The sequence below is a fragment of the Halomonas sp. PA16-9 genome (assembly GCF_009728585.1).
GTDB lineage: Bacteria > Pseudomonadota > Gammaproteobacteria > Pseudomonadales > Halomonadaceae > Vreelandella > Vreelandella titanicae.
Genome location: NZ_CP040451.1, coordinates 1315158 through 1339918 on the forward strand (window position 1 = coordinate 1315158; position 24761 = coordinate 1339918).

General features: G+C 57.5%; 15 protein-coding genes and 7 pseudogenes. 11 read left to right on the plus strand and 11 right to left on the minus strand.

The features are described from left to right. Positions 1-224 precede the first annotated feature (224 nt). Positions 225-1184, minus strand: a complete 960-nt coding sequence (locus tag FDY98_RS06015) for an AraC family transcriptional regulator (protein WP_022520552.1) — start codon at positions 1182-1184, stop codon at positions 225-227. Positions 1185-1691: 507 nt separating this feature from the next. On the opposite strand from FDY98_RS06015, the pseudogene FDY98_RS06020 reads away from it, so the two are divergent. Both FDY98_RS06020 and FDY98_RS06025 read left to right on the plus strand, forming a co-directional pair. Continuing rightward, a pseudogene (locus tag FDY98_RS06020) lies at positions 1692-2878 on the plus strand (efflux RND transporter periplasmic adaptor subunit). 6 nt (positions 2879-2884) lie between these two features. After that, positions 2885-6065: pseudogene (locus tag FDY98_RS06025) on the plus strand (efflux RND transporter permease subunit). Here the strand turns inward: FDY98_RS06025 and FDY98_RS06030 are convergent. Then, positions 6038-6997 carry a sodium-dependent bicarbonate transport family permease gene (locus FDY98_RS06030; RefSeq protein WP_027959812.1) on the minus strand — a complete coding sequence of 320 codons (960 nt, stop codon included), beginning with the start codon at positions 6995-6997 and terminating at the stop codon, positions 6038-6040. The pseudogene FDY98_RS06025 and the gene FDY98_RS06030 sit on opposite strands and share 28 nt — an antisense overlap. Before the next feature lie 108 nt (positions 6998-7105). Here FDY98_RS06030 and FDY98_RS06035 point away from each other — a divergent pair, with 108 nt between their 5' ends. Both FDY98_RS06035 and FDY98_RS06040 read left to right on the plus strand, forming a co-directional pair. Continuing rightward, complete coding sequence (locus tag FDY98_RS06035; RefSeq protein ID WP_027959811.1) at positions 7106-8065, plus strand: LysR family transcriptional regulator; 960 nt, start codon at positions 7106-7108, stop codon at positions 8063-8065. Between the two features lie 193 nt (positions 8066-8258). Continuing rightward, the gene (locus FDY98_RS06040; protein WP_027959810.1) at positions 8259-8729 is read left to right on the plus strand and encodes a GFA family protein; all 471 of its coding nucleotides are present in this window, start codon (positions 8259-8261) and stop codon (positions 8727-8729) included. Here the strand turns inward: FDY98_RS06040 and FDY98_RS06045 are convergent. After that, positions 8726-9463 carry a CDP-alcohol phosphatidyltransferase family protein gene (locus FDY98_RS06045; RefSeq protein ID WP_027959809.1) on the minus strand — a complete coding sequence of 246 codons (738 nt, stop codon included), beginning with the start codon at positions 9461-9463 and terminating at the stop codon, positions 8726-8728. The two genes, FDY98_RS06040 and FDY98_RS06045, sit on opposite strands and share 4 nt — an antisense overlap. A gap of 360 nt (positions 9464-9823) precedes the next feature. On the opposite strand from FDY98_RS06045, the gene FDY98_RS06050 reads away from it, so the two are divergent. The 4 genes and pseudogenes from FDY98_RS06050 to FDY98_RS27215 all read left to right on the plus strand — a co-directional run. Next, positions 9824-10843 (plus strand): zinc-dependent alcohol dehydrogenase, encoded by a 1020-nt coding sequence (locus FDY98_RS06050; protein ID WP_051430557.1) that lies wholly within the window; start codon positions 9824-9826, stop codon positions 10841-10843. 171 nt (positions 10844-11014) lie between these two features. Then, a pseudogene (locus tag FDY98_RS06055) lies at positions 11015-11412 on the plus strand (6-pyruvoyl trahydropterin synthase family protein). After that, positions 11409-13361 carry a glycosyltransferase gene (locus FDY98_RS06060; protein ID WP_027959806.1) on the plus strand — a complete coding sequence of 651 codons (1953 nt, stop codon included), beginning with the start codon at positions 11409-11411 and terminating at the stop codon, positions 13359-13361. The pseudogene FDY98_RS06055 and the gene FDY98_RS06060 overlap by 4 nt, the downstream one beginning before the upstream one ends. Before the next feature lie 121 nt (positions 13362-13482). Beyond that, positions 13483-14244, plus strand: a pseudogene (locus FDY98_RS27215) (lysylphosphatidylglycerol synthase transmembrane domain-containing protein); the annotation flags it as partial. A gap of 105 nt (positions 14245-14349) precedes the next feature. Here FDY98_RS27215 and FDY98_RS27220 read toward each other — a convergent pair. Further along, positions 14350-15192 (minus strand): dihydrofolate reductase family protein, encoded by an 843-nt coding sequence (locus FDY98_RS27220; protein ID WP_161463351.1) that lies wholly within the window; start codon positions 15190-15192, stop codon positions 14350-14352. A gap of 112 nt (positions 15193-15304) precedes the next feature. On the opposite strand from FDY98_RS27220, the gene ribA reads away from it, so the two are divergent. Beyond that, a complete protein-coding gene (ribA, locus tag FDY98_RS06070) occupies positions 15305-16408 on the plus strand; it encodes a GTP cyclohydrolase II RibA (protein WP_027959804.1) in 1104 nt (367 codons plus the stop codon). Positions 16409-16451: 43 nt separating this feature from the next. Here the strand turns inward: ribA and FDY98_RS06075 are convergent, their stop codons facing one another. The 4 genes and pseudogenes from FDY98_RS06075 to FDY98_RS06085 all read right to left on the minus strand — a co-directional run bounded on the left by FDY98_RS06075 (position 16452) and on the right by FDY98_RS06085 (position 19661). Then, positions 16452-17225 (minus strand): creatininase family protein, encoded by a 774-nt coding sequence (locus tag FDY98_RS06075; protein ID WP_027959803.1) that lies wholly within the window; start codon positions 17223-17225, stop codon positions 16452-16454. A 21-nt stretch (positions 17226-17246) separates the two neighbouring features. After that, complete coding sequence (locus tag FDY98_RS27225) at positions 17247-17735, minus strand: FkbM family methyltransferase (protein ID WP_340146788.1); 489 nt, start codon at positions 17733-17735, stop codon at positions 17247-17249. Then, on the minus strand, positions 17635-18027 hold the full coding sequence (locus FDY98_RS27230; RefSeq protein WP_340146789.1) for a hypothetical protein: 393 nt from the start codon (positions 18025-18027) through the stop codon (positions 17635-17637). The genes FDY98_RS27225 and FDY98_RS27230 overlap by 101 nt, the downstream gene beginning before the upstream one ends. A 72-nt stretch (positions 18028-18099) precedes the next feature. After that, positions 18100-19661, minus strand: a pseudogene (locus FDY98_RS06085) (glucan biosynthesis protein). 238 nt (positions 19662-19899) lie between these two features. Between FDY98_RS06085 and FDY98_RS06090 the strand changes: the two are divergent. Together FDY98_RS06090 and FDY98_RS06095 are read left to right on the plus strand one after the other, a co-directional pair. After that, positions 19900-21582, plus strand: coding sequence for a sulfatase-like hydrolase/transferase (locus FDY98_RS06090; protein ID WP_081742627.1), 1683 nt, complete (start codon positions 19900-19902; stop codon positions 21580-21582). Next, positions 21579-22987: pseudogene (locus tag FDY98_RS06095) on the plus strand (mannose-1-phosphate guanylyltransferase/mannose-6-phosphate isomerase). Before FDY98_RS06090 ends, FDY98_RS06095 begins: the two are co-directional and overlap by 4 nt. Positions 22988-22995: 8 nt before the next feature. On the opposite strand, the gene FDY98_RS06100 reads toward FDY98_RS06095, so the two are convergent. The 3 genes and pseudogenes from FDY98_RS06100 to FDY98_RS06110 all read right to left on the minus strand — a co-directional run bounded on the left by FDY98_RS06100 (position 22996) and on the right by FDY98_RS06110 (position 24692). After that, positions 22996-23346: a DUF4870 family protein gene (locus FDY98_RS06100; RefSeq protein ID WP_027959799.1), complete on the minus strand. Its 351-nt coding sequence runs from the start codon at positions 23344-23346 to the stop codon at positions 22996-22998. 19 nt (positions 23347-23365) lie between these two features. Then, positions 23366-24300, minus strand: a pseudogene (locus tag FDY98_RS06105) (lysophospholipid acyltransferase family protein). Positions 24301-24302: 2 nt separating this feature from the next. Further along, positions 24303-24692 (minus strand): DUF4870 family protein, encoded by a 390-nt coding sequence (locus FDY98_RS06110; protein WP_022520530.1) that lies wholly within the window; start codon positions 24690-24692, stop codon positions 24303-24305. Between the last annotated feature and the right edge of the window lie 69 nt (positions 24693-24761).

Consider the following 24761-nt stretch of genomic DNA (forward strand, 5'->3'; position numbering starts at 1 on the left):
ATATACTTTTTGCGGCTTGTGCGAAAGATGTGAACCTATTGTGTTTGTCATGTTTAATGACATTGTGATGTGCTTTTAAGGTTAAGGGTTTATAGTCATCTATAGCGTTATTGTTGCTGGTAATTTAGTTGCAATAATTCAATATTAAGTGGCTTGAAGTTATAAAAGACTAAATAGCCGTTATCAGAATCATCGGGAAAACCAGAAGCCGATCACACTGGAAGTCATGCAGTCTGCGGTGCTGTTCCCGCTGCCCGCAGTTGAATAACATCAGCTCGGGGTGGCGCACCGAACATGCGGCTGTATTCGCGGCTAAAGTGGGAAGGGCTTTCATAACCTACCCGGTAGCTGGCGGTAGCCGCCTCGAGCCCTTCGGCCAGCATGAGTCGTCGGGCCTCGTGCAGGCGAAGTTTCTTCTGGTACTGCAGGGGCGACATGCGTGTGACTTGCCGGAAGCTATGGTAAAGCGTCGATTCACTCATGTTGGCGGTTGCTGCCAGTTCACGGATCTTGAGCGGTTGCGTGTAGCGCTCTTTAAGCGCATAGATGACCCGCGCAATCCGGTTGGCCTGGGAGTCGGAGGCGGCAAACCGGCGCATGTGAGGCCCCATGGCACCCATGAGTGCCCGATAGATCAACTCCCGACGGGCCAAGGGGGAAAGCACCTTGATGTCTTCCGGGGAGTCGAGCAGGCTCAACAATCGATAAAGTGCACCCTGCATGCGTGCATCCATGGGGGCCGATTTTAATCCGCAGTCCGTCTCGGAGCAGATAGTATCATTTCCCGCGGGCGGCGCTGTGTCGCCCAGTTCCAGTATCAGTCCTGCTACCTCCTGGGGATCCACCGAGACTTTTACCGCCAAGTAGGGCTTTTCCGGGGTGGCATGGTCAATCCTGCCTACCACCGGTAGGTAAACGGCGCTACCCATGTAGCTGGGCCCGGTGTAGACGATCTCCTTGTCACCTAGTAGCACGGTCTTGCTGCCTTGAATGACAAAACACAGGCACGGCTCGTATACCGCACAGTGAAAGCTGGTAGGGGCGTCAGCGCGCACCAGTTGCACTTCGGCAATCGCCGTATCCTGAAGCTCTTCAAGTGGGCTCCAGCGACGGGCAACGCTGATTAACTGTTGCGACAGGTTGTCGCTGAGCTGGACAATCTGCTCAGGCAAGATAGTGGTCAATGGCTTTCCTCCCTATTAGTTCGCAGTATATGCCTTCGATTTATAAATCGTAGGCTTTTTCATTTGATTCTGCAGGATCAGGCAAGTACCCCGTAGAAATCGACAACCCGCATCAGCTGTCACCTGACCGTCATGCTGTGCAAGTCCGAAAATCGTTCGTTTGTTTGATTGGGCCTGCTTATTGGGCCGCTCTCTGCCCGTGACAGAAACAGGCAAGCTTTCCGCAGGAACACGATACCTCCCTCGCGCTCGTACCGCCTATTGTAGGTAGCGTCTGATGGGCGCTAAGCCCGCAGCTTGGTGCTGCGGGCTTGCCTGTCCTCCGTATGACCAGAGCGTCTTTCAAGAACGCTACCGGTCTGAGACTCCCCCTCACGGTGGAAGCCGTAGGGCAATGTCGAAATGGATCGTGCTGAACCGACTAATTAAATGCCAACCGCCAGCGCGGTGAGGCGTTATATAACGAATGCTGCTATCGGCGTCCGATAGCCACTGGAGCAAGTAATCATGGGAAGTCTGTCTCTAAGAACCCGCTTTGCAAGCAGCCGGGCGATATTCCTGTTCCTGCTGCTGATGGCCTTGCTTACCGGCTGCGAAGCCAAGAGTGAGGAGGCGGCTTCTGCATCGCCCCCGCCACCCCCAGAAGTCGAGGTGGCAGAAGTGACCGCTCAGCCAGTGGTGTTGAGTGAGTCATTCACCGGGCGGGTGGAAGCGGCTGAAACGGTTGAATTAAGGTCGCGAGTCAGCGGCTATATCCAGGAAGTCGCTTTCGAGGAGGGAGAGCTGGTAGAGCAGGGAGATCTGCTGTTCTTGATCGATCCACGCCCATACCAGGCCCGTGTTAACGCCGCCCAAGCGGATCTTGCCCAGGCCAGGAGCCAGCAGGTTCAGGCTGGCAGTGAAGCTGAACGCGCCCGGGTGTTGCTGGGGCGTCAGGCCATTTCCCAGGAAGTGCATGACCAGCGTCAATCGGCCCTGAGTAATTCGCGTGCCATGGTCGATGCTGCTGAGGCAGCGTTGCAGACCGCCGAGCTTGACCTTGAATACACCCGCATTACAGCACCGGTCAGTGGCCGCGTCGGTCGGGCGATGGTCACTCGCGGTAACTTAGCCAACGCCGACCAGAGTCTGTTGACCACGCTGGTCACCATTGATCCGATCCACGTCTACTTTGAGGCCGACGAGCAGGCCGCGTTTGCCAGCCAGACACTTCTCACCGGTGACGCGTCGAACAGCCTGAATATCGAGCTGGGCGGCGACCCGCAGCGCCAGTACAAAGGCACCCTGGACTTTATCGACAACCGCTTGAACCCCAACACCGGTACCCTGCAATTCAGGGCAGTGCTGGACAACCCGGATGGCCGCATTCGGCCCGGGAGTTTGCGCGGGTCGAAATGCCGGTCGCGCGGTTGGACCAAGCGTTGCTGGTGGATGGCAAGGCGGTCCTGACCGACCAGGATCGCCGCTACGTCTACGTGGTGGATGAGAACAACCTCGCCCAGCGTCGCCAGGTCGACACAGGGCGCCGGGTGGATGAACGCACGGTCATCAGCGAAGGGCTTGCTGCCGGCGACCGGGTGATCGTCAACGGGGTGCAAAAAGTCTTCATGCCGGGTATGGAAGTGAGCCCCCAAACGGTGCCCGCCGCCCCGGCTGCTGACGCCCAACCCGCCATTGCTGCCAGGGAGGACTAGACCGCCATGAATTTCTCGCGTTTCTTTGTGGATCGACCGATTTTTGCAGCGGTGCTGTCGATCATTATTCTAGCGGTGGGGCTGATCTCCATACCCAACCTGCCCATTAGCGAGTACCCGGACGTGGTGCCGCCATCAGTGGTCGTTCGCACGGTCTACCCCGGCGCTAACCCGAAGGAGATCGCCGAAACGGTCGCCACGCCACTGGAAGAAGCCATCAACGGCGTTGAGGATATGATGTACCTCAAGTCCGTGGCGGGCTCTGACGGTGTGCTGCAAATGACCGTCACCTTCCGCCCTGGTACCGATGCTGAGCAGGCCGCCGTTCGGGTGCAGAACCGCGTCAGCCAGGCGGAAGCCCGACTGCCGGAAGCCGTGCGTCGGCAAGGCGTCACCACCCAGAAGCAGTCGCCAACGTTTCTGATGGTCGTTCACCTGACCTCGCCCAGCGGTGAATACGACACCCTCTACCTGCGCAACTATGTGCGACTGAATGTCCGTGACCGGCTGGCCCGGATCGAAGGGATCGGGGACGCGCAAATCTTCGGCGGAGGGGACTACGCCATGCGGGCGTGGCTCGATCCTGATCGAATAGCTGCCCGTGGCCTGACGGCCAGTGATGTGGTGGGGGCCATGCGTGAACAAAATGTACAGGTCTCCGCCGGGCAGTTGGGAGCTGAGCCCATTGAAGATAGTGACTTTCTTACCCTGATCAACGCCCAAGGGCGGCTGGAAACAGTAGAGGAGTTTGGCGACATCGTGCTGAAGCGCGGCGAGGGCGGCGAGATACTCAGGCTTTCGGATGTGGCCCGGCTGGAAATGGGCGCCGGGGACTATACGCTGCGCTCGCAGTTGGACGGCAACAACGCGGTGGGGGTGGGAATATTCCAGGCACCGGGTGCCAATGCGCTGGATATCCGAGAGCAGGTGATCGCTACCATGGAGGAGCTGTCCGAGCAGTTCCCTGAAGGTGTTGAGTACGAAGCGGTCTACGACACTACGATCTTTGTTAATGACTCTATAAAGTCAGTGATAGCCACCCTACTGGAGGCCGTGTTGCTGGTAGTGTTGGTGGTCACGCTGTTCCTGCAGACCTGGCGGGCCTCCATTATCCCGCTGCTGGCGGTGCCGGTCTCGGTGATCGGCACCTTTGGGGCGCTTTACCTGCTGGGGTACTCTATCAACACGCTGACCCTGTTTGGGCTGGTGCTGGCTATTGGTATCGTGGTGGACGACGCCATCGTGGTGGTGGAAAACGTGGAGCGGAACATCGAGGAGGGCCTGAAGCCCCAGGCCGCTGCTCATCAGGCCATGAAAGAAGTCTCCGGGCCCATTATCGCCGTGGGGCTGGTGCTGTGTGCGGTGTTTATTCCCATGGCCTTCCTGTCGGGGGTGACCGGTCAATTTTATAGCCAGTTCGCGGTGACGATTGCCATCTCCACGGTGATCTCCACCGTCAACTCGCTGACCCTGTCGCCCGCGCTGGCGGCGATGCTGCTCAAGCCCCATGACGCGCCCAAAGATCGACTCACCCGAGTGATAGATAAGCTGTTCGGCTGGATTTTCCGTCCCTTCAACCGCTTCTTTAACGCCAGCTCCAACAAGTACCAGGGCGGCGTGGCTCGTTCCCTGAAGCATCGTGGCGCGGTGTTTGTGGTCTACGCGCTGTTGCTGCTGGGTACCGGCGTGATGTTCAAGGCAGTGCCGCCCGGGTTTATCCCGGTGCAAGACAAGCTGTACCTGATTGCGGGCGTCATCCTGCCGGAAGGGGCGTCTCTGGAGAGAACCGACCAGATGCTTCAGGATGTTGTGGATATTGCCATGGAGACCGAGGGCGTGGAGCACGCCATTGCCTTTCCCGGCCTTAACGCGCTGCAGTTCACCAACACCTCCAACACCGGAGTGGCGTTTCTTACCCTCAGTTCCTTTGGTGAGCGCAGCCTTAGCGCCGCGGAGATAAACGCCCGCATTAATCAGGGCATTGGCGGCCTGAAAGAAGGCTTTGCGTTCTCCTTCATGCCACCGCCGATTCTTGGCTTGGGCAATGGGTCGGGGTTTCAGCTGTTTATCGAGGATCGCGGCAATCTTGGCTATGGGGCGCTGCAGCAGGCGGTCAATCAACTCCAGGGCGCGATTGCGCAAACGCCCGGAATGGGCTTTCCGATCAGCAGTTATCAATCCAACGTGCCGCAGCTGGATGCAGAGGTGGATCGGCTAAGGGCCAAGGCCCAGGGCGTGCCGTTGACCGAACTGTTCGACACCCTGCAGACCTATCTTGGCTCGACCTATGTGAATGACTTCAACCGCTTTGGGCGCACCTGGCAGGTGATCGCCCAGGCGGACGCCCCCTTCCGGGCCAGCGTGGAGGACATCGCCCGGCTGCGCACCCGTAACGACCAGGGGGAAATGGTGCCCATCGGCACGATGGTGGATATCAAGCAAACCTTCGGCCCGGACCCGGTTGCGCTACAACGGCTACCCAGCAGCAGACCTGGCCGGCGAATTTGACCCCCGCGTGCTTTCTTCCGCCCAGGCGATGGATGCCATCAACGCCCTGGCGGAAGAGGTGCTGCCCCCGGGCATGGCGCTGGAGTGGACCGACCTGAGCTACCAGCAATCCACCCAAGGTAATGCGGCTCTAGTGGTCTTCCCGCTGTCGATCCTGCTGGTATTCCTGGTGTTGGCGGCCCTCTACGAGAGCTGGACGCTACCGCTGGCGGTGATTCTGATCGTGCCCATGTCGATGCTCGCGGCGCTGATTGGTGTCTGGTTTGGCGGAGGTGACAACAACATCTTCGTGCAGGTGGGGCTGGTGGTGCTGATTGGCCTGGCCTGTAAGAACGCCATCCTGATCGTGGAGTTCGCCCGGGAGCTGGAACTGCAGGGCAAGGGCGTAGTGGAAGCGGCCCTGGAAGCTTGCCGGTTGCGCCTGCGGCCGATCATCATGACCTCGATCGCTTTCACCGCGGCGGTGTTGCCTTCGGTAGTTGCCACCGGCGCAGGCGCCGAGGTACGGGCGGCGCTGGGAACTGCGGTGTTTGCCGGCATGATCGGCGTCACCCTGTTTGGCTTGTTCCTCACGCCGGTGTTCTACGTGGCGCTGCGTAAACTGTCTGGCCCATTGGTCAGCCATCATAGCGCTACATTGGACACTTCACCTCACCCTACCAGCCATGCCCAAAGTTGATGATAGAGAGGTATGCCCATTAACACGTTAAAAGGGAAGGTGAGCCCCAAAGATGCCAGCATGGCAAGGCCAATGTTGGCATCTGGAATGGCGGCGCGAATAGCAACGGGGGCGGCAATGTAAGAGGCACTGGCGGAGAGACTGGCTAGAATAACCGCTGATCCAGCGGGTAGCCCTAGCCAGTACGCCATTAGCAGGCCAAAGCAGGAAAGCACGATAGGTGCCGCGAGCGCGAATATAATCAGACGGCTGTGCCCCCACCGCAGGCTGCGCAGTGTTTCTGCCGCGACCAAGCCCATCTCCAACAGGAACAGCGCCAGAATGCCATGGAAGGCTTTGGTATACAGCCCGGTGACTGACTCACCTGCATTTGGGCCGTATAGCCAGCCAATAAGCACACCGCCCACCAACAGGATTACACCGCGATTGGTCAGAGTCTCGTGCCACAGCCCGGAAGTTTTGATCGGCTCTGACGTTGTGTCAGCGGCCTTTTTACGGCTGAAGCGCCGGTAGAGCAACAGGCCCAGCATGATGGCCGGTAGTTCGAGCAGTACCAGGTAAAGCGTCACCTGCCCACCTGTTATTAGGCTATGCGCTTCAGTATACGCCAGGGCCACGGCGAACGTACCGGCGCTAACGGAGCCATAGTGGGCTGCAAGGCTGGCGCTGTCGGCGATGGATAGCCGTACTAAATAGTGAACCACCGGAAAGATAAGCAGTGGAATGATGATCCCCAGCAGAGTGACGCCAGATAACTCGACCAGCAGCGATATGCTCAAACTGCCATGCAGCGCCATGCCGCCTTTAAGGCCAATGGTCAGCATCAGCAGTAAGCTCAATATGTCATAAGCGGCTTTGGGAATACTAAGATCGGAGCGCACCACACCGGCAACCACACCTAGCACAAAAAACATCACCACAATATCCGGCACGGACAATCTCCTTGATGGGTTTTAAAGCAGTTACTTTAGCGATCCAAAGAGATTGATGAAAACAAATAAGATTTATATAGTCATAGATGATTATCTATGGAGCTGGCTATGAAAGTACGACAACTCACTTTTCGCTTGCTACAGGTCTATGCCGACGTGGTTCGCACAGGCTCACTGACGGCCACGGCAAATCGGCTCCACCTGACCCAACCCACGGTGTCTCAGCAGCTAAAGCGGCTGAGAGAAATTGTCGGTGAACCGATTGTGCGCCACGAGGAAGGGCGCCTGGTGCCCACTGAGGTTGGTCAGGCGCTTTATCAACTCAGCCAGGACTTGCTTAGCCGTGCTGATGTGTTTAGTCAGTACCTGGAGGAGTACAACCGCGGAGGGCGCGGACACTTCAGTATTGGCTTGGTGAACACCGCGCAATATGTACTGCCACGGCTGTTAGGGCCGTTTGGTCAGGCTAACCCCCAGGTAGATGTCACGGTGGAGATAGGTAATCGCCAGCAGATGCTCAATCGTTTTGAGCGCCATGAGGATGATATCTACGTATTTAGCCACCCGCCCATTGATGACGATGTGTTAGCCGCGCCTTTTCTGAGCAATCCATTGGTAGTGGTGGGGCCGCAGCATTGCCGCTGGGCAGGCGTAGAAGGTCTCAGCATGGACGCACTCAAAGAGGAGCGATTTCTGCTGCGCGAACCGGGCTCTGCGACTCGGCATACCTTTGAAGCCTGGCTGTACAGTGCGGGTATTGAGCTACGCTCTACCCAGCAGATCGCCAGTAACGAGGCTATTCGGCTAGCGGTGGCGTCAAACATGGGTCTAGCGGTGCTGTCTCGCCACGTTGTTGCAGATTCGCCCAACGGCGTCCAAGAGCTGCCGTTGCCGGGCTTTCCGCTGAAAAGTCGTTGGCACTTTGTGGTCAGACGGCAACGCCGCTTACCCCCCGCCGCCATTCGTTTTTTGAGCTATGTACAAGCTTCGCTGGCACAAGCGTTTGACGAGCCCGAAGGGGAGATGGCCGTGGCTGAATTGCTCCAAGCCTTAAAGCCTGAACGCTGATGCATTGACTCACAAACAGCGTCAATTATCCCCGTTGAAAGCGACGTAGATCCTATGCGCTAAGCTAAGATATTAAGATAGAGCCTGAGAGCGCACTTAAGAGAGTACTAAAGAGAGTACTTAAGATCGCACTCGGTTCATGCAGTCGCACCTTGATATTTGTCTTGGGTAACCGCTGCAAACGGAGGTAACTATGCTGCTCAAAGGATCATGCCACTGCCAGGCAGTGACGTTCAGTGTGAAGTCAAACCACCCCTATCCTTTTAATCGCTGTTACTGTTCTGTGTGCCGCAAAACGGCTGGCGGGGGTGGGTACGCAATCAACCTCAGTGGAGAAAGCAAAACGCTCAACGTTAGCGGCGAAGAGCATATTACTGTCTACCGCGCCTTCATTAAGGGGGAGCAGAGCACGGGAGAGCGGCATTTCTGCAAGCACTGTGCATCGTCGCTGTGGGTTTATGACCCCGAATGGCCCGAGCTGGTACACCCTTTCGCTTCGGCGATTGATACGGACTTGCCGACCCCTCCCCGGAAAACGCACATGATGTTGGGAAGCCGGGCCGATTGGGTCGAGGTCAATGGGCATTTCCAAGATAAATGCTTCGACGAATACCCGGATGAAAGCCTGGCTGAATGGCACCAGCGCCTGGGATTGGAGTGCTAGCTTCGCTCGCTATGCTTTGATTTGCGGTATAGCCACCAAACGTCAAAGCCAAACGAATAGGTTAAAGAGATCAATGCGCTAACGGCGAGAAGGCTGGCAACAAGGTGGGAGGTTAGTGGCGTTAATGCTAGCAGTAGCGCCACCGCCTGCCAGACACAAACGGCTTTACGGCGAAAGCTTGCAAACAGCGGCTTTGAAAGCCACGGGAACTGCCAACTGGCGGCGATAAACAGGTAGCGCATTGCGCCTATCAACAGCACCCAAAACCCCAGTGATTCCAGCCGCAACAAACCTGCGCACAGTAGCAAAATCAGCAGGGCATCCAACTCCATATCAAAGCGCGCCCCGAATCGGGTGTGGCTTTTGGTGCGCCTGGCTATCCAGCCGTCAACGCCATCCAGCAGTAGGGCGATCACCGCGATCGCCAGCCATTGCCAGATTGCCCCTACAAAGGCATTGGCGGCGAGCGCACCTGCCACTAATGAAACCATAACCGCACGCACCAACGTGACCCGGTTAGCCCAACCCAGTGTGCCGTGGGGCCAGAAGATGATGACCAGAGCGGAAATAAACGTGTAGAAGGCAAAGGCCACCCACCAATTGGCCGGAGTAGCCATTAAAAGTGGTAAGCCTTTGCCTACAGCAATTAGCAGCAAGCTGCCCAGCAGTAGTTCTGCAGCGCCATAGAGACGCTTAGGCAGGGTGTAAGAAGAAGCGTTGGAAAAAAGCGGCATGGTGGCTCACGAAGCGGCGTCGCTATCCGCAGTTGAAATAAATGATGCAACTATTTTTATATGTACCATTCTTGTAGAAGAAGGTAGTGTTGTCCATAAGATCAAGAAATAGACGGGTTAGTTTCAATTGTTCCAAATGGTTAATCGAATATATTCTTTTCACCCGCTACGCTGAAGATGGTGAACCATTGAAAACTGTTCTGCCTAAGGCCATGCAATGCATGGCCACACATTATACTCGGGGGCTGAGACACACGGCGTGTCTCTTACCCCTAACTTGTCGCGCAATGGTGCCACGCCACATTCAACGGAATGAAAGAGAGCCCGAATCAAGTGGGCTCGTAACGAAAAGGAACGCTCATGTCGGCGCTTGACGATGTTGGCAAAGCTCCCAATGCCGCTAAAAAAACCTGGGCCACCGCCTTTTGGGTGACCAACCCAGCACAAGGCGAGATGAGGCGTGAACAACTAAGTCCTCCCGCCCAGGATGAGGTGCATATACGTACCTTATACAGTGGTATCAGCCGCGGCACCGAATCGTTGGTGTTCAATGGTCGTGTGCCTGAAAGCGAATTCTCGTGCATGCGGGCCCCCTTCCAGTCGGGTGAGTTTCCTGCCCCGGTCAAATATGGCTACTGCAGCGTTGGCCGCGTTGAGCAGGGGCCAAGCGTTCTCCTGGATAAAACCGTTTTTTGCCTGTTTCCCCACCAGGATCACTACATTGTGCCTGCTTCGGCAGTGCTGGAAGTACCCACCAATGTGCCTGCTAAACGTGCCGTCTTGGCGGCCAATATGGAAACCGCCATCAATGGCGTGTGGGACGCCGAGCCCATGCTGGGGGAGCGAATCACTATTATTGGCGCCGGTGTCGTCGGTGCGCTGGTTGCGTACCTGTGCGCCCAAGTGCCCGGCGTTACCGTCCAGTTAGTCGATATTAACCCTGAACGTCGCCAGCTTGCCGAGCAGTTGGACGTGACCTTCTGTACTCCCGAACAAGCCCTTCATGACCAAGATTGCGTGATCCACGCCAGCGGCCAGTCCGCCGGCTTGCGCCAAGCACTGGCGTTAGCGGGCAGCGAAGGGCGCATTATCGAAATGAGCTGGTTTGGCGAGGGGGATATTGCGATACCGTTAGGCGGTGCTTTTCACTCCCAGCGGCTGACGCTCAAGGCCAGCCAGGTAGGTCAACTGCCGCCCAAGTTACGCCCACGCTGGGACTACCAGCGCCGCCTTCAATTAGCGCTGAGCCTGCTGGTAGACGAGCGGTTGGATGCGCTAATCAGCGGTGAAAGCGACTTTGCACAACTGCCCACGCTTGCTCCTCAGTTGTTTGGCCGTGGTAGCGTTGAGCTCTGTCACCGCCTGCGCTACCCCTCATAACCTATTTACTTATGGAGCCTCTGATTAACGTAATGAGCGAAGGCCAGACAAGGCAAAAATCAACGAAAAAGCGGAGTTTACGGGTTGTAAATGAGCATTTTGAGGCGATTTTTAACGCCGTATGGTCGAGCGCAATAGTTAATCAGAGGTTTCTTATCATTTGGAGTCTCTATGTTTCGTTTATGTGTTCGTGACCACTTTATGATTGCCCATAGCTTTAATGGTGAGATCTTTGGCCCTGCCCAGCGTACCCACGGGCTACCTATGTTGTCGACGTAGTTTTTCAGCGCCCCGAGCTGGATGAGGACGGCCTGGTGATCGATATCGGCCTTGCCAGTGAAACAGTTAAATCGGTACTGGCGGGTTACAACTTCTGTAATTTGGATGAAGTGCCTGAATTTGCCGGTAAAAATACCACCACCGAGTTTATGGCCAAGGTGATCTTTGACCAGCTCGCCAAGGCGATTGGTGAGGGCAAAATGGGCATCACCGCCAAAGGGATTACCCATATGGAGATCAAGCTACATGAATCCCATGTAGCCTGGGCAAGCTATGAAGGCGCTCTATGAGTAAGCGGTTTAACCTTATCGTTGCCGGTGACCCTGCTCAGCGTACCGGCGGCTATATTTACGACGCCCAAATTGTCTCGGCCCTGCGTGACCAGGGATGGGAAATTGACGTCGTCGGCTTGGCTGGCACGTTTCCTGATGCGGATGCCGAGGCAGCAGAAGCGCTCACTCAGGCCCTAGCGTCGCTTCCCGATCAGGCGGCGGTGGTGATTGATGGCCTGGCCATGGGAGCGCTACCGGAGGTGGTTGCCCAACATGCCCAGCGGCTGGAAATCACAGCGTTGCTGCACCACCCCTTAGGCGATGAGTTGGGGCTTGATGAGGCTGATCAGCAGCGCTTTCATCGCAGCGAGTTAAACGCGCTTGCCCACGTGGCGCGGATTATCGTCACCAGTCACTTTACCGCCCGGCGCTTACCTGAGCTGGCGGCTCACTATGAAATGCCACTCAATCCCAGTGTCACTGTGGTTGAGCCGGGTGTTGCCCAGGCGCCGATCAGCTCCGCAGCAGAACCGGGTGAGCTACTACGTTTGCTATGTGTGGCAACGTTAACGCCGCGCAAAGGGCAGGATATTCTGGTAAAGGCATTGGCGGGCGTTAGCGGCGATCACTGGCAATGCGACTGCTACGGTGGCGCCCGGGATGCCACTTTTACCCAGCGTGTACAGCAACTGATTGATCAGAACGGCTTGCAAGACAGCGTACGGCTTCACGGCGAGTGCGATGGCGCTACGCTGGAAGCGGCCTATCGCAGCGCCCATGCGCTGGTACTGCCCTCTTGGTATGAAGGCTACGGCATGGTGGTCACCGAAGCCCTGGCCCACGGCCTGCCAGTGATTACCACTACCGGTGGTGCGCTTCGCGATACCTTGCCTGCAGGCGCTGGTTTGAGCGTTGAACCGGGTGACGTCGACGCGCTTCAAGATGCCCTCAGCCGTTTTTGCCATGACGACAAACTACGCCACCAACTGCGCCAGGGAGCGGCCCAGGCCCGGGATGCGTTAAGCGACTGGCAAGAAGCGGGGGCCAAGTTTGCCGCGGCGTTAACTGCGCCCGCCGATTCTCCAAATTTGCGCCCAGGCAGCCAGTTTGCGTCCGACTGGCTGACGCTGCGGGAGGCGGCTGATGTCGATTCCCGTAGCCAGCCCTTGGCTGAGCTTGCCGCGGAGTGGCTGAGCGCGCGTACTCCGGCGCCGCTGATAGCGGATCTTGGCTGCGGCCGGGGCAGTAATATGCGCTTTCTGGCGCCGCGCCTGAATGGCCAACAGCGCTGGAAGCTGATCGATCACGACGCCATTTTGTTAGCCCAGGCGCGCCAGCGTGCTGCCGGATTAAGCAATAGCCAAGGGCAGCCCGTGGCCGTTGAGACGCACTGCGTATCGTTGGAACTGCTTGCTGAGGTGCCGCTTGACGACGCGCACCTCGTCACCGCATCGGCGCTGCTGGATCTGGTCTCCGAGCAGTGGATCGATGCTTTTGTGGCTCGCATTGCCGGGCAGCAGCAGGCGCTGCTGATAGCGCTAAGCGTGACCGGTGAGTGGCACTTTATTGACCCTCAAGGCGCGCCGGTGCTGGATGACGAAGACCGCTGGCTGCAGGCGATGTTTATGGCTCACCAGCAGCGCGATAAAGGTTTAGGTGATGCACTAGGCGGGCAGGCGCACGGGGCATTAGTTGCCGCGTTAGAGAGGGCTGATTATCGCATTGAGCAAGCTGAAACACCGTGGCAGCTCGCTGCTGGCAGTCAAGAACAGCAGCCGTTAATGATGGCGCTACTCGAAGGCTGGGCCGAAGCTGCCACCGAGCAAGCCCCGGAAGCGGCGGCGCGTATTGCCACCTGGTTACAGCAGCGCCAGCAGGCGGTGGCCAATGGCGAACTGGGTATTTGGGTGGGGCACCGCGACCTGTTTGCTACGCCTCTGTTTGCCAATCCCAGGGAAGAGGCCTAATCCTATGGGGCCTGATCAAGGTATGTTCACTCGACTGGGTGCTTGTTCTAAAAAGCTGGCGCGGAGAAGCCCATGGCTACGCCGCGTGGTGGTCAGCCTAGCGTTGCTGGGTGCGGTGGCGATGTGGGTGGAGCCCCAGGCGATTGTGGCGGAGGTGCAACGTTTCTCCGCGGAGTGGGTCGTGCTGGCGTTAGCCATCAGCACGCTACAGATCATGCTTTGCGCCTGGCGCTGGCAGTTTACCGCGGGTCTTATTGATGTACCGCTGCGGTTTGCTTACGCGCTACGGGAGTACTACCTGGCCCTACTGGTCAATCAGCTGTTGCCCGGCGGTGTATTAGGCGACGCCGGGCGGGCGCACCGCCATGCCACTCAAGCGCAGTCTAGGGGACGCGCCTGGCGAGCGGTGATTATTGAGCGCGCCTCGGGGCAGGTCGCCGTGGTGATGCTAACGCTAACCGCGCTGCTTTTCTCACCGCTCTGGCATGCCGCGCTGGGTGGGGCAGTCATCACTGCGGTGGGTTTAAGCGCATTAGCTGCTCTTGCGGCGATCATCGTCAGCGGCCTACTGTTGCGCCAACGTTTTAGCCCTTGGTTAGCAGGGCTGCCCAGTTGGTGCCAAGCCCTGGCTCGCGATGTAAGGCGTGGCTTGCTGCGGCGCGGTGTGTGGCCCCAGCAACTGCTGTCTTCGTTGGCGATTGTGCTGAGCTATGGCCTGGTAATGGTCTGTGCGGCTCGGGCGATTGGCGTTGAGCTACCGTCGCTGCAAGTGCTGGCGCTGACACCGGTACTGCTACTGGCCATGCTGATCCCGTTTTCGGTAGCCGGATGGGGATTGCGTGAAGGCGCCGCTGCCGGGGTCTGGGCGCTGGTCGGCCTGCCACCCGCTCAAGGCGTGGCGGTGTCATTGGCTTACGGGGTGCTGGTGTTGCTGGCGAGCCTACCGGGTATCTGGGTGGCGCTGAGTCGTCGTGAAAAAGCGCAACCTTCAGGCGGTAGTATCCCGCAGTCGCAGATCGAACAGCGTATCGTCACCGCAGCGGAAAGTTCGCGCGGGCGGGCGCAGCGCACTCTCAAGGGTCTCGATGGGCGTCATTTGCAGCCCTGGCCTACCGGAGCCGATCAGCAGCGGGGCGACCAGCAGATGCAGTCGATCAACGGTTCCCGCTTCGATAAACTGAGACACCGTAATGCCGCCGCCTTCTATCAACACCCGCGGCAGGCCCTTCTTGGCCAGCAGGGTGACAACACCATGGGGAGCGAACTGACCGCTGGCGTTCAGGGGCAGTACGCAACGTTCAACGTGGGCCAGGCTCGTCGTTGCCTGCAGCTCAGACCTTACGTCAGACCCCACGATATGCAGCGTCGGGGCGCTATCGGTGTTCAGCAGTGCCAAGTCGCTGGGAATGCGGCCGCGTGGATCCAGCACCACCCGCGTCGGGTTAGTGCCGCTAACATGGCGCACGGTCAGCTGCGGGTTATCGGCGCTGGCGGTACCCGCGCCGACCACCACTGCGTCGACCAAAGCGCGCAGACGATGCAGGTGAACCAAACTTTCATGGCCGTTGATGTAGTGGGAGTGGCCGCTTTCCGTGGCAATGCGGCCATCCATACTCTGTCCCAGCTGCGCCACCACCCACGCCGGTCGACTGGCCAGCGGGGTCAGGCAATCGAGCAGCTCTCGCGCCTCAGCGGTGATCGCTTTAGCCGTTTGCCACTCGCCGGTTGGCGCCAAGGTGATCGCCACATCGCAAGAGCGCCGATGACGCAACGCCAACAGCCATTCCCAAGCATCGGACAGCGCAATAATGTTGACATGGGATTCGGGCATGACGCCTCCGTGCTAGAAAATCCGCTTCATCATGCGGGCTCTCGTCAGTTGAGAGCAAGTTGTTTAGAGCAAGCATGCGCCATCCCCCTCGTAAGGAAGCCAGGAGGCCTACATGTACCAGATTGAACGCGCTATTTTCGACATCCGCCGTGGATTGCCAGTGGTGGTGAATGCCAGTGGGCAGCGTTTGCTCGTGCAGGCGCTGGAAGGCAGTGAATCGGTCGAAGCGCTGGCTTTGCTAGCAGGCGAGCGGCCTTCGCTGGTGCTTACTCGTCACCGCCTGACGGCGATGGGCATGAACTTGTCCGCCGAGGCCGCCAGCCTACCGCTGGTAGCTCACATTAGCACCAATGAGCTGAATGGCTTGGCCACGGCGGAAACGCTTTCACAACCTGCGGGTGGGTTACTGAGCGGGTTAAAGCCCGCCGGAATAGCCGAACTAGGCGCCGTGACGCTGATGCGCAGAGCCCTGCTGATTCCCGCAGCGCTCTGCGCTTTTGTTAGCCAAGAGGCTACAGCGACCATTGAGCAGCAGTTGGCAGAAGGACGCCTGCTGCAAGTCAGCGCTGAAGACGCTACACAATGCCTTGCCGGGGCGCCGGGCATGCTCAAGCGGGTGAGCGAAGCGAATATCCCCCTCGAGGATGCTGCCGACAGCCGCTTTGTGCTTTTCCGTGAGCCGGACGGCCTGCGTGAGCACGTTGCTGTGGTGATCGGTAAACCGGAGCGCTGGGAAGGCGCGGTGCCGCTACGCCTGCACTCGGCGTGTTTAACCGGTGACCTGTTCGGCAGTCTGCGTTGCGACTGCGGCGAGCAGCTACGCAACGCCGTGGCGGATATTCAAGCCATGGGTGGCGGTGTGCTGCTCTATTTGGCTCAAGAGGGCCGGGGCATTGGCTTAGCCAATAAACTACGCGCCTACACCTTACAGGATGGTGGCCTGGATACCGTGGATGCGGATCAAGTACTCGGTTTTGGTGACGATGAGCGCCAGTATGCGGTGGCGGTGGATATGCTTAACGCGCTTAACATTGACCAGGTGCAACTGCTGACCAATAACCCCTTGAAGATGGAGGCATTGCGTCAAGGCGGTATCGAGGTGGTCTCACGCCAGGCGCTTTACGGCAGCGTTACCGACCATAACCAGCGCTACCTCAATGCCAAGGCCACCCGTGGCGGACACTTGTTGGAAGACGTATTAAGCGGCCAGCGCTAAACCGTACTAAGCGGTGAGCGCTAACCTAATGATGGGGATCTCGCTAGCTGGTTAGCGGCGGTAGGTGGGCGGTTTCCGTCACTACGGCCACCAGTTGGCGGGCATAGTGCTGAACCAGCCGTTCGCCTAGTTCAGCGCTGGCTTGGCTGGCATCGCCCGCCACACCTTGGATGCTTAAGTCTTCTGCCAGCCAGGCAACAGCTGCAGCACCTTCTGCGCTCACTAATGCATCGCCTTGGGGCGCTGCAGGCGGGGTGGCCTTGTAGCCGTCCAACTGCACCAGCGCGGGCGCTAAATAGCGCATCATCGCAGTTTCGAGCAGTCCCCCGTGTAAGCCGTAGCGCAACTCTTCCGCATTAATGGCACCCTCTAACGGTGGTAGTCGGGTATAGGTCGCTTTTACCACGCGCATGCTATGCCGCCGCCGTAGGGTTAAGCCTGCCAAATCCATCACCGCCTTATTGCCACCATGGCTGTTAAGCAGCACCAGTCGGCGTATGCCGGCGCGAGCCAGGCTATCCCCATAAGCCTCTAATGTGGCAATGGCCAGCGGTGCTGGCAGGCTAAGCGTGCCGGGGAAACTGGCGTGCTCATCGCTTGCTCCGACGGCAATGGCGGGCAGGCAGATGACATTAAGGTTCGGATCAAGCGCCTCCAGCATCGCGGCTTGCAGGCCCTCGCCAATGGTCAAGTCGGTGGCCAAGGGGAGGTGAGTGCCGTGTTGTTCAATGGCGCCGAGTACCAGCACCGCTACCGGGTCGCATTGGGCGAACTCGGCTAACTGCGGAGCGGTTAGGGTTTGCCAGTGGTGAATCATAAAATGAGAAGCCTTTAGGTATTAAGCATCATTCAGAAGTAATCGATGATCCGAGCGGCAGGCGTACAGGTCACCGGAAGGCAATCCTTCGGCCCCTGCGCTTAGCCACTCGCTAACCGCTTGTGGCGTTTGCCACTCGGCCCAGCGAAAGTGGCGCTGCTCACCAGCTACCACGTTGTAGCGGTACTCGCCAAGGCGGCTTAAGTGGTTCACGCAGGCGTCGTTTATTTCCAGGGCACCTGCCACAAACTCCACCGACAGCGCGGCCACCGGGCAATTTAGCCCCGCCAAAACCTCCGCCTCAAAGCCTTCAACGTCGATTTTTATAAAGCTGGGTTCGCCATACTCGTCAATTAACGCATCCAGCGTGGTCACTGGCACCCGTAAACGCTGCTCCCACCGTACCTGACTAAAGCCTGCGTTGCGTTCGCCGATCTGCTCCCGCCACTCGGTGGCCAGGGTGGAAAGGGTCGGGTTGCTGGGGCTGATCGCGATCTCGGCAAAGCCCACCGTAGGGCCGCCGCCATCGCAGCAGGGTAATGGTCGGCGGTTTTACCAGGCGTTTAAACCATTTGGCGAGGTCGGGCTGGGGCTCCAGCGCCACCACCTTGGCGCCGAGCGCATGAAAAGCTGCGCTACGGTCGCCTAGATGCGCGCCAATATCAAAGGCAACGGTGCCGGGTTGTATGAAAGGCTGATAGAGGCGCTGCAGGCCACGCTGACGCCCAGGCCGCCAATAAATAAACAGCGAGCGGGCTAGCCCACCCGCGCTGCGCAGTCGTCGTAGCGCCATGCGCCGCATTAGTTGGGCTCTCTGAATGGACGTGCCTTGATCCACACAGGCGCTGGCGAGATAAGGTTGGCTTGATAAGTGCTATTCGTCATCGGGATACCACACGTAATTCCAGGTTTCGCTAACTGGTTCGCCGTTTAAGGTGAGCCTTAGGCGAACATCGCTGGGTTGATCGCTGGCGGGTAGCCGGAAGCTGGCTCGCCAGCCATTGTTGGGCAGCGCGGTGACCTGGGGGAGCAGTACCTCGCCGTGTTGGGCGCTAATATCTAACTCGACGGGCTGGTCAGCGGTGAGCTCCTCTAAGGCACCTCCCTGAAAGTCGACAATAAACTGGCGCTGGCCTTGTGAGGCAGAGTCCGCTTGCCCGGCACCGCCGCATTGCCATGACGAGTGCGAATGGCGCGGCCAAGATTGTGCGCATCAGGCTGAGTGTTCAGCGTGTGAGTGAGATAGTGCAGGCGGCGCGATTCGCCGGCATCCAGGGTGTCGTCCGCCACCCAGTAGGCGACTATATTGTCGTGAGTCTCATCGGGGGTAGGGATTTCGACAAGTTCCACGTGGCCCGGCCCCCAATCATCCAGCGGGACAACCCATTGGCTGGGGCGACGGTGATACTGGGCTTCGGTATCCAAATAGCGGTTAAAATCCCGTTCCCGTTGCATTAATCCAAAGCCTTGAGGGGAGTCGTCTACAAAGGCGGATGTATGCAGGTGAGATGGGTTACTCAGCGGGCGCCAGATCCACTCACCGCTACCGGCATGTATCAGTAGGCCGTCGGAGTCGTGCACCTGTGGACGAAAATCGTCCGGCCGCTCGCGGCTTGCCTCACCATAAGTAAACATACTGGTGAGCGGTGCAACGCCCAGCTTGGTAATATCTTGCCGGGCAAACAGCTCCGCTTCGACCTCGACCTGAGTATTCTCACCGGGTTGGATAACAAAGCGATAGGCGCCGCTGACCGAGGGGCTATCCATTAACGCCAGCAGTTCAATCTGTTCGGCATCAGCCTCGGGTTTATAGAGCCAAAACTCGCGAAATGCCGGAAACTCTTCGCCATCTGGTGAGGCGGTATCGATCGCCAGCCCGCGGGTAGAGAGTCCGTAAGCCTGGTCACGCCCCACAATGCGGAAGTAGCTGGCACCGAGAAATACACCAAATTCGTCGGCGTAGTCATCGCTGTTAAGAGGGTAGTGGAGGCGAAACCCCGCATGGCCGCTGCCGGCTAAGTCTTGCTCTTTCAGTGCGGCGGCATTGCCATCGTAGGTGTAGTCCTCTGCTGAAAAGGGCAGGGGCGTTACCGTGTCGTTTTCGATAACGTTCAAGGCAATCGGGGTTTGAAACAGAAAGCCGCTATGAAATAACTGTAGGTTAAAAGGGCTCTCGTCTTTCCAGTAGGCGTGTTCGGGATCAAAGCGAATTTGCCGGTAGGTATCGTAATCAAGCTCACGCAATACCTCTGGTAAGGTCTCTTCCGGGGCTTGGTAGGTTTCTTGAGCAAGCTGTTTGGCGCGTTCAATAACCTGCCTGAAGTGCGCATCGTCTGCGGCCAACGCTGGCAAGGTCAGCGCGCAGCCAATTAACACTATCCATTTGCCAGGCCGCCACTTGGCAACCGGCTTCCTACCAACTTGATTACAACGCATGGGCGAAATCCTTTCCGGTGAGGGCCTGCAAAGCGCATGGCCTAAAGCCAAGCAAAGCGTGAAATTTTTACACAACAACTATACGATAAAATATTACAGTACATGATTATTGCGCTTTTCAGCAGCCTTATTCCTTGCTCTCTTATCTTGCGATTGGGTACAGCTACTCAACGAGACCAAGCGCTGACAGACTGTACCTTTGACACTGTAAGCTAAAGTAGGCACCTATGGGGATGCGATGAGTCGATTATTACTAATGCTTCTAACGCTGAATTTCTTACTCATCGCGCCGCTCTGGTGGCGTTTTGGCGAGATCAGCTCATATTTGCTCGCTTGGGAGGCGCTTATCATTGCGCCGCTCATGTTGCTGCTTCCCGTCGGTCAAGCGCGCCGCATAGTGTCCATCGGACTCGTTAGTTGGGTGATGTTGGCAACCGCCGCGAATCTAGGCGCAGCCGCCACCCAAATGGCCTTTGCCCGGCCACTTAATCTTTATCTTGATATACCTTTGCTGCGCTCAATTTATCACCTGCTAGTAGGTAATGTAGGTCAACTGTTGGCAGTTTGCGCAATGCTGCTGGGGGTTGCCCTGCTGATAGCCATCACTCTGGTTTTGGCACGCCTGATGATGCCACCCGTTGCCTACTCTGTTAAGCGCCTGCCTGGCGTGGTCGCGTTAACGCTGCTGGTCACTGCCACTACCGGCGCGGCGCTTGAACTCAATGGAGTACGGCTGATAGAAAGCGCGCGCTTGCCAGCGGTGGACACCACGCGTTTTCAGTGGCAGCAAATTACCGATACCCACGCCGCCCGCCTCGCCTTTACTGCACAGCTGGAGGCCGCACCCATGGAGGCGCGACCACTGCCGGGATTGGCGGGGCGCAATGTACTGCTCACCTTTATTGAGTCCTACGGTATCTCGGCGCTGGAAAACCCACGTTACTCCGACGTTCTACTGCCTACTCTAGCCGAGATGCAACAGCGCCTGGGGGAGCATAACCTTCACGTGGTCTCTGGCATGTTGGCCTCACCCATTCGTGGTGGGCAGTCATGGCTAGCCCACGCGACAGCCCTCAGCGGCCGCTGGATCGACAACCAGCTGTGGTATCAGCTGATGTTGGACAGCGGCCACTCCACTTTGATCGATGATTTTCGTGCCACTGGTCAGCGAACCCTCAGTGTGATGCCCGCCATTACCCTGGCGTGGCCGGAAGGGGAGGCCTACGGTTTCGATGAAATTGCCGCAGCGAAAGATATCGCTTACGCCGGGCCTACTCTCAACTGGGTAACCATGCCGGATCAATTCACTCTCGATTACACCCAGCGCTACTTGCTAGGTGAGACACCGGTGTTTGCCCAATTGGCACTGATCTCCAGCCATGCCCCATGGACGCCGATTCTGCCGGTACTGGACAATTGGTCATCCATTGGCGATGGGCGTATTTTTGCCCCCTGGGAGGATGCCGGTGACCCACCAGAAGTGCTGTGGCAGGACATTGAGCGCATTCGTGACCACTACGCCTGGTCGGTGGACTACGCTGTGAAAGTCACCGGCCGCTGGGCTGAACGTGTAGTGGATGATAATACCTTGATGATAGTGCTGGGGGATCATCAAGCCGCGCCGTTGATTACCGGTGACGATGCCAGCGCGGCAGTACCGGTGCATATTATTAGTGGCGACCCTGAACTATTGGCGCCCTTTATAAAGCGTGGCTTTGTTCCTGGCACGTTGCCTACGCTCAAAGAGTCGCGCGACGCGCCCAGAATGAGCCAATTACGCCACTGGCTGCAGGCCGATTTTGGAGAGTTAGCGGTGGATGTAGCCACTGATGTGGCAACAGGAATGACTGCTGGGGTAAGTGTTGCCTCTGATGTACGGCCAGTCACCGTTTCAAACACAATGACAAGGACGCAGGAATGATTCAGCCAGTGATTTTAAGCGGAGGCAGCGGCACGCGGCTCTGGCCGCTTTCCCGAGAGCAGATGCCGAAACAGTTTTTGCGCTTAACCTCCTCCCAGAGTCTGCTCCAGCAAACCCTAAGCCGCTTAGCCGGGCTAACCGACACAGCACCAATGCTGATGGGCCATCATAGTCACCGCTTTTAATGGCCGAACAGCTGCGCGAAATGGATCAAGCCGCTACCCTGGTGCTTGAACCTGAAGGCCGCAATACCGCTCCGGCAATTGCTTGTGCGGCGCTATTGGCGCGCCAGTCTGGCGATGACCCGCTACTGCTAGTGCTCCCGGCTGATCATGTGATTGGTGATGTCCAGGCGTTTCAATATAGCGTTTCACTGGCTGTGTCGTTAGCAGAAGCGGGTTATCTCGTAACTTTTGGCGTTGTGCCCACACAGGCTGAAACGGGTTACGGCTATATAGCTTGCGGGGAGCCGCTGGAAGGCGGCCATCATCTGGCGGCCTTTATTGAAAAACCCGATGCCAAGCGGGCGACAGCGTTAGTCGACAGCGGCGATTACCTATGGAACAGCGGCATGTTTCTACTTCGCGCTTCAAGTTACTTAGGTCAACTAAAACGGCTCCAGCCAAATATGCTGGAAGCCTGCGAAGAGGCGGTTAGCAGTGCGCATCATGACTTGGATTTTCTACGTTTGGGTGAAGCGGCGTTTCATCGCTGTCCTGCAGACTCCATCGATTACGCGGTGATGGAGCACTGCGATCGTGCTGCGGTAGTGCCATTGGCTGCCGCTTGGAGCGATATCGGCAGTTTCGATGCGCTGTGGTCAACCGTTACGCCTGACGCGGCGGGTAATGCTACCAAAGGCGATACGTGGTTGACCGACACGCAGGATTCGTTGGTGTTTGGCGAGCACCGCTTGGTGGCCACACTGGGCGTGAATAATCTGATTGTCGTGGAGACATCGGATAGCGTACTAGTGGCCCACCGTGATCAGGCGCAGCAGGTAAAGCAGCTAGTCACATCGCTTACCCAAGCGGGGCGTAGCGAACCCTGCACGGCAGCCCAGATCCAGCGTCCCTGGGGCAGCTTTCAGGCCATGGACAGAGGCGAGCGTTATCAGGTCAAACGCATTACCGTTAAGCCTGGTGGGCGTTTATCGCTGCAGCGCCACCATCACCGGGCTGAACACTGGATCGTGGTGAGGGGAACAGCGCAGGTAACGCTAGAAGAGAGTCGCTTTTTGGTAACTGAAAACCAGTCCACCTATATACCTATTGGGGCACTGCACCGGCTGGAAAATACCGGCAAAATACCCCTTGAACTGATCGAAGTGCAGTCGGGGAGTTATTTGGGCGAGGACGATATCGAGCGTTTAGATGATGTTTACGCCCGTGGCAGCAGTGAATGACGTCTAACTCACCAAAGCCAGCTATTAGGGCGTGCCGGTGTTAGCCCTTTGCGAACATCGACCCAGCCGAGTACGCAGCGCACGCCTAGCCATACCGCTAGCAGCGGCCAGAGCAGGGTGCCGACTATCACAATGCTTAGCAAAAAGGCGATGCAGGCATAGAGCGTGCCGATCCAGAAGGTGCGGATCAGATACCGGTAGTGCTGCTGCAGCCAGGGCGCCGCTTCTTTACGATAAACATAGGCGATGATTACGCCAATCAGCAGGGTGATATTGGCAGTGACAATACCCGCTAAGTAAAGCGCGTAGATAATCTGCGGAGCGCGTATCTCATCGCGGGGTATAGGGGGTTGTGCCATCAGTTCTCTCTTTTTCAGCCTAATAAAGACGATAGTCGCGGAAGTTGGCTAGATTTTGCTGCTCCTGCACTACTTTACGGTAGCGCTTGTACTCCCATTGATACTGTGCAGGCTCCAAGGCAATCGCACTCTCGACGCTGGCATTGACGCCTGTGGCAGACTGCACATCATCGTCGCTATAGACCCGCTCGTCGGCATCCAGAAAATGGATCTCAAACCCTTTACCAGGAATACGTAGCGCGACGCCGGTGACTACCCGTGCCTGGGTGCGGGCGACCAATTTCGGCAGCAGGGTGGCGGTGTAAGCCTCGCGACCAAAGAAGGGTGCAAAAACGCCGCTGCCCCAGTTGGGCTCCTGGTCAGGTAGTATGCCAATCGCTTCGCTGCGTTTAAGCGCTTTAAGTAGTGCCGCAACGCCGCGGGGGTTGGTGGGAACCAAACTTGCCCCCATACGCTCGCGGCCATGACGAATGACGGGATCGAGGGCGGTGATTTTGGGTGGCTCGTACATGGCGGTGAAAGGGAAATGGCTCGAGAGCCAAAAGTTAAGCACCTCCCAGTTGCCGAAGTGCGGGGCAAGCACAATCACGCCGCGGCTTTCGGTGCGGGCGTTATCGAGCTTGTCGCGACCGTGCACCGCTAAAATGCTGGTCTCTACCTTGTTTGGTTCCGCCATCAGGCGTGGCCCAGCTCCAACATCGTAGCCGTTGAGTGGCGTAAACTGTGCTGACCAAGGGTTTTACGTTCAGCAATGGAGAGGTCTGGGTAAACGATCGCTAAGTTGCGATCGGTTACCCAACGCTCACGCTTATTAAAGCGGTAAACCAGGGGGCCGAGCGCCGAAGAAATACGCCACAGGCGCGCAAGCGGCCAGCGTGACAGTTGACGCCACAGCCAACTGATCGCACTGGCTTTGGAAAAACGCCTAGCGTTATTAGCCCCCTGTGGTGTCATCGTTAAATCAACCAAGTATCTACATTGGAAGGTGCGCGCTTCTCTTGCAGCCCTTTGAAACCTTTAACACAGCGAATAATGAACCACACGGCTAGCGCCAGCAAAAGTGGGAAACCGATCACTGCAAAGAGCAATATCGAGAAAATAATGCCGTACACCAATCCTATCCAGAAGGTGCGGATCTGGTAGCGGTAGTGCTCGTCCAGCCACGTAGGGCCTTTGCCCTTATAGACATAGGCAATGACCACACCAATAATCGACGTAAAACCAAGGATAAAACTGGCCAGATAGAGCGCATAAATAACCATTGCCATGGTTGTGTCGGGCTGGGAGCTCTGCTCTTCGCTTACGACTTGGCCGTCGAGTGGGGATTCACTTTCGTTATCAAGCATAACGTTTCCTTTCATTCAATTGTATAGATGCTGAAGTGGGTGATGGTGCTTGGCACATCAGTGCGCGCT

Coding starts and splice junctions, on each gene's coding strand:
- FDY98_RS06035 (WP_027959811.1), top strand. CDS start 7,106: ATGAAAGTACGACAACTCACTTTTCGCTTGCTACAGGTCTATGCCGAC.
- FDY98_RS06040 (WP_027959810.1), top strand. CDS start 8,259: ATGCTGCTCAAAGGATCATGCCACTGCCAGGCAGTGACGTTCAGTGTG.
- FDY98_RS06045 (WP_027959809.1), bottom strand. CDS start 9,463: ATGCCGCTTTTTTCCAACGCTTCTTCTTACACCCTGCCTAAGCGTCTC.
- FDY98_RS06050 (WP_051430557.1), top strand. CDS start 9,824: ATGTCGGCGCTTGACGATGTTGGCAAAGCTCCCAATGCCGCTAAAAAA.
- FDY98_RS06060 (WP_027959806.1), top strand. CDS start 11,409: ATGAGTAAGCGGTTTAACCTTATCGTTGCCGGTGACCCTGCTCAGCGT.
- FDY98_RS27220 (WP_161463351.1), bottom strand. CDS start 15,192: ATGCCCGAATCCCATGTCAACATTATTGCGCTGTCCGATGCTTGGGAA.
- ribA (WP_027959804.1), top strand. CDS start 15,305: ATGTACCAGATTGAACGCGCTATTTTCGACATCCGCCGTGGATTGCCA.
- FDY98_RS06075 (WP_027959803.1), bottom strand. CDS start 17,225: ATGATTCACCACTGGCAAACCCTAACCGCTCCGCAGTTAGCCGAGTTC.
- FDY98_RS27230 (WP_340146789.1), bottom strand. CDS start 18,027: ATGCGGCGCATGGCGCTACGACGACTGCGCAGCGCGGGTGGGCTAGCC.
- FDY98_RS06090 (WP_081742627.1), top strand. CDS start 19,900: ATGAGTCGATTATTACTAATGCTTCTAACGCTGAATTTCTTACTCATC.
- FDY98_RS06100 (WP_027959799.1), bottom strand. CDS start 23,346: ATGGCACAACCCCCTATACCCCGCGATGAGATACGCGCTCCGCAGATT.
- FDY98_RS06110 (WP_022520530.1), bottom strand. CDS start 24,692: ATGCTTGATAACGAAAGTGAATCCCCACTCGACGGCCAAGTCGTAAGC.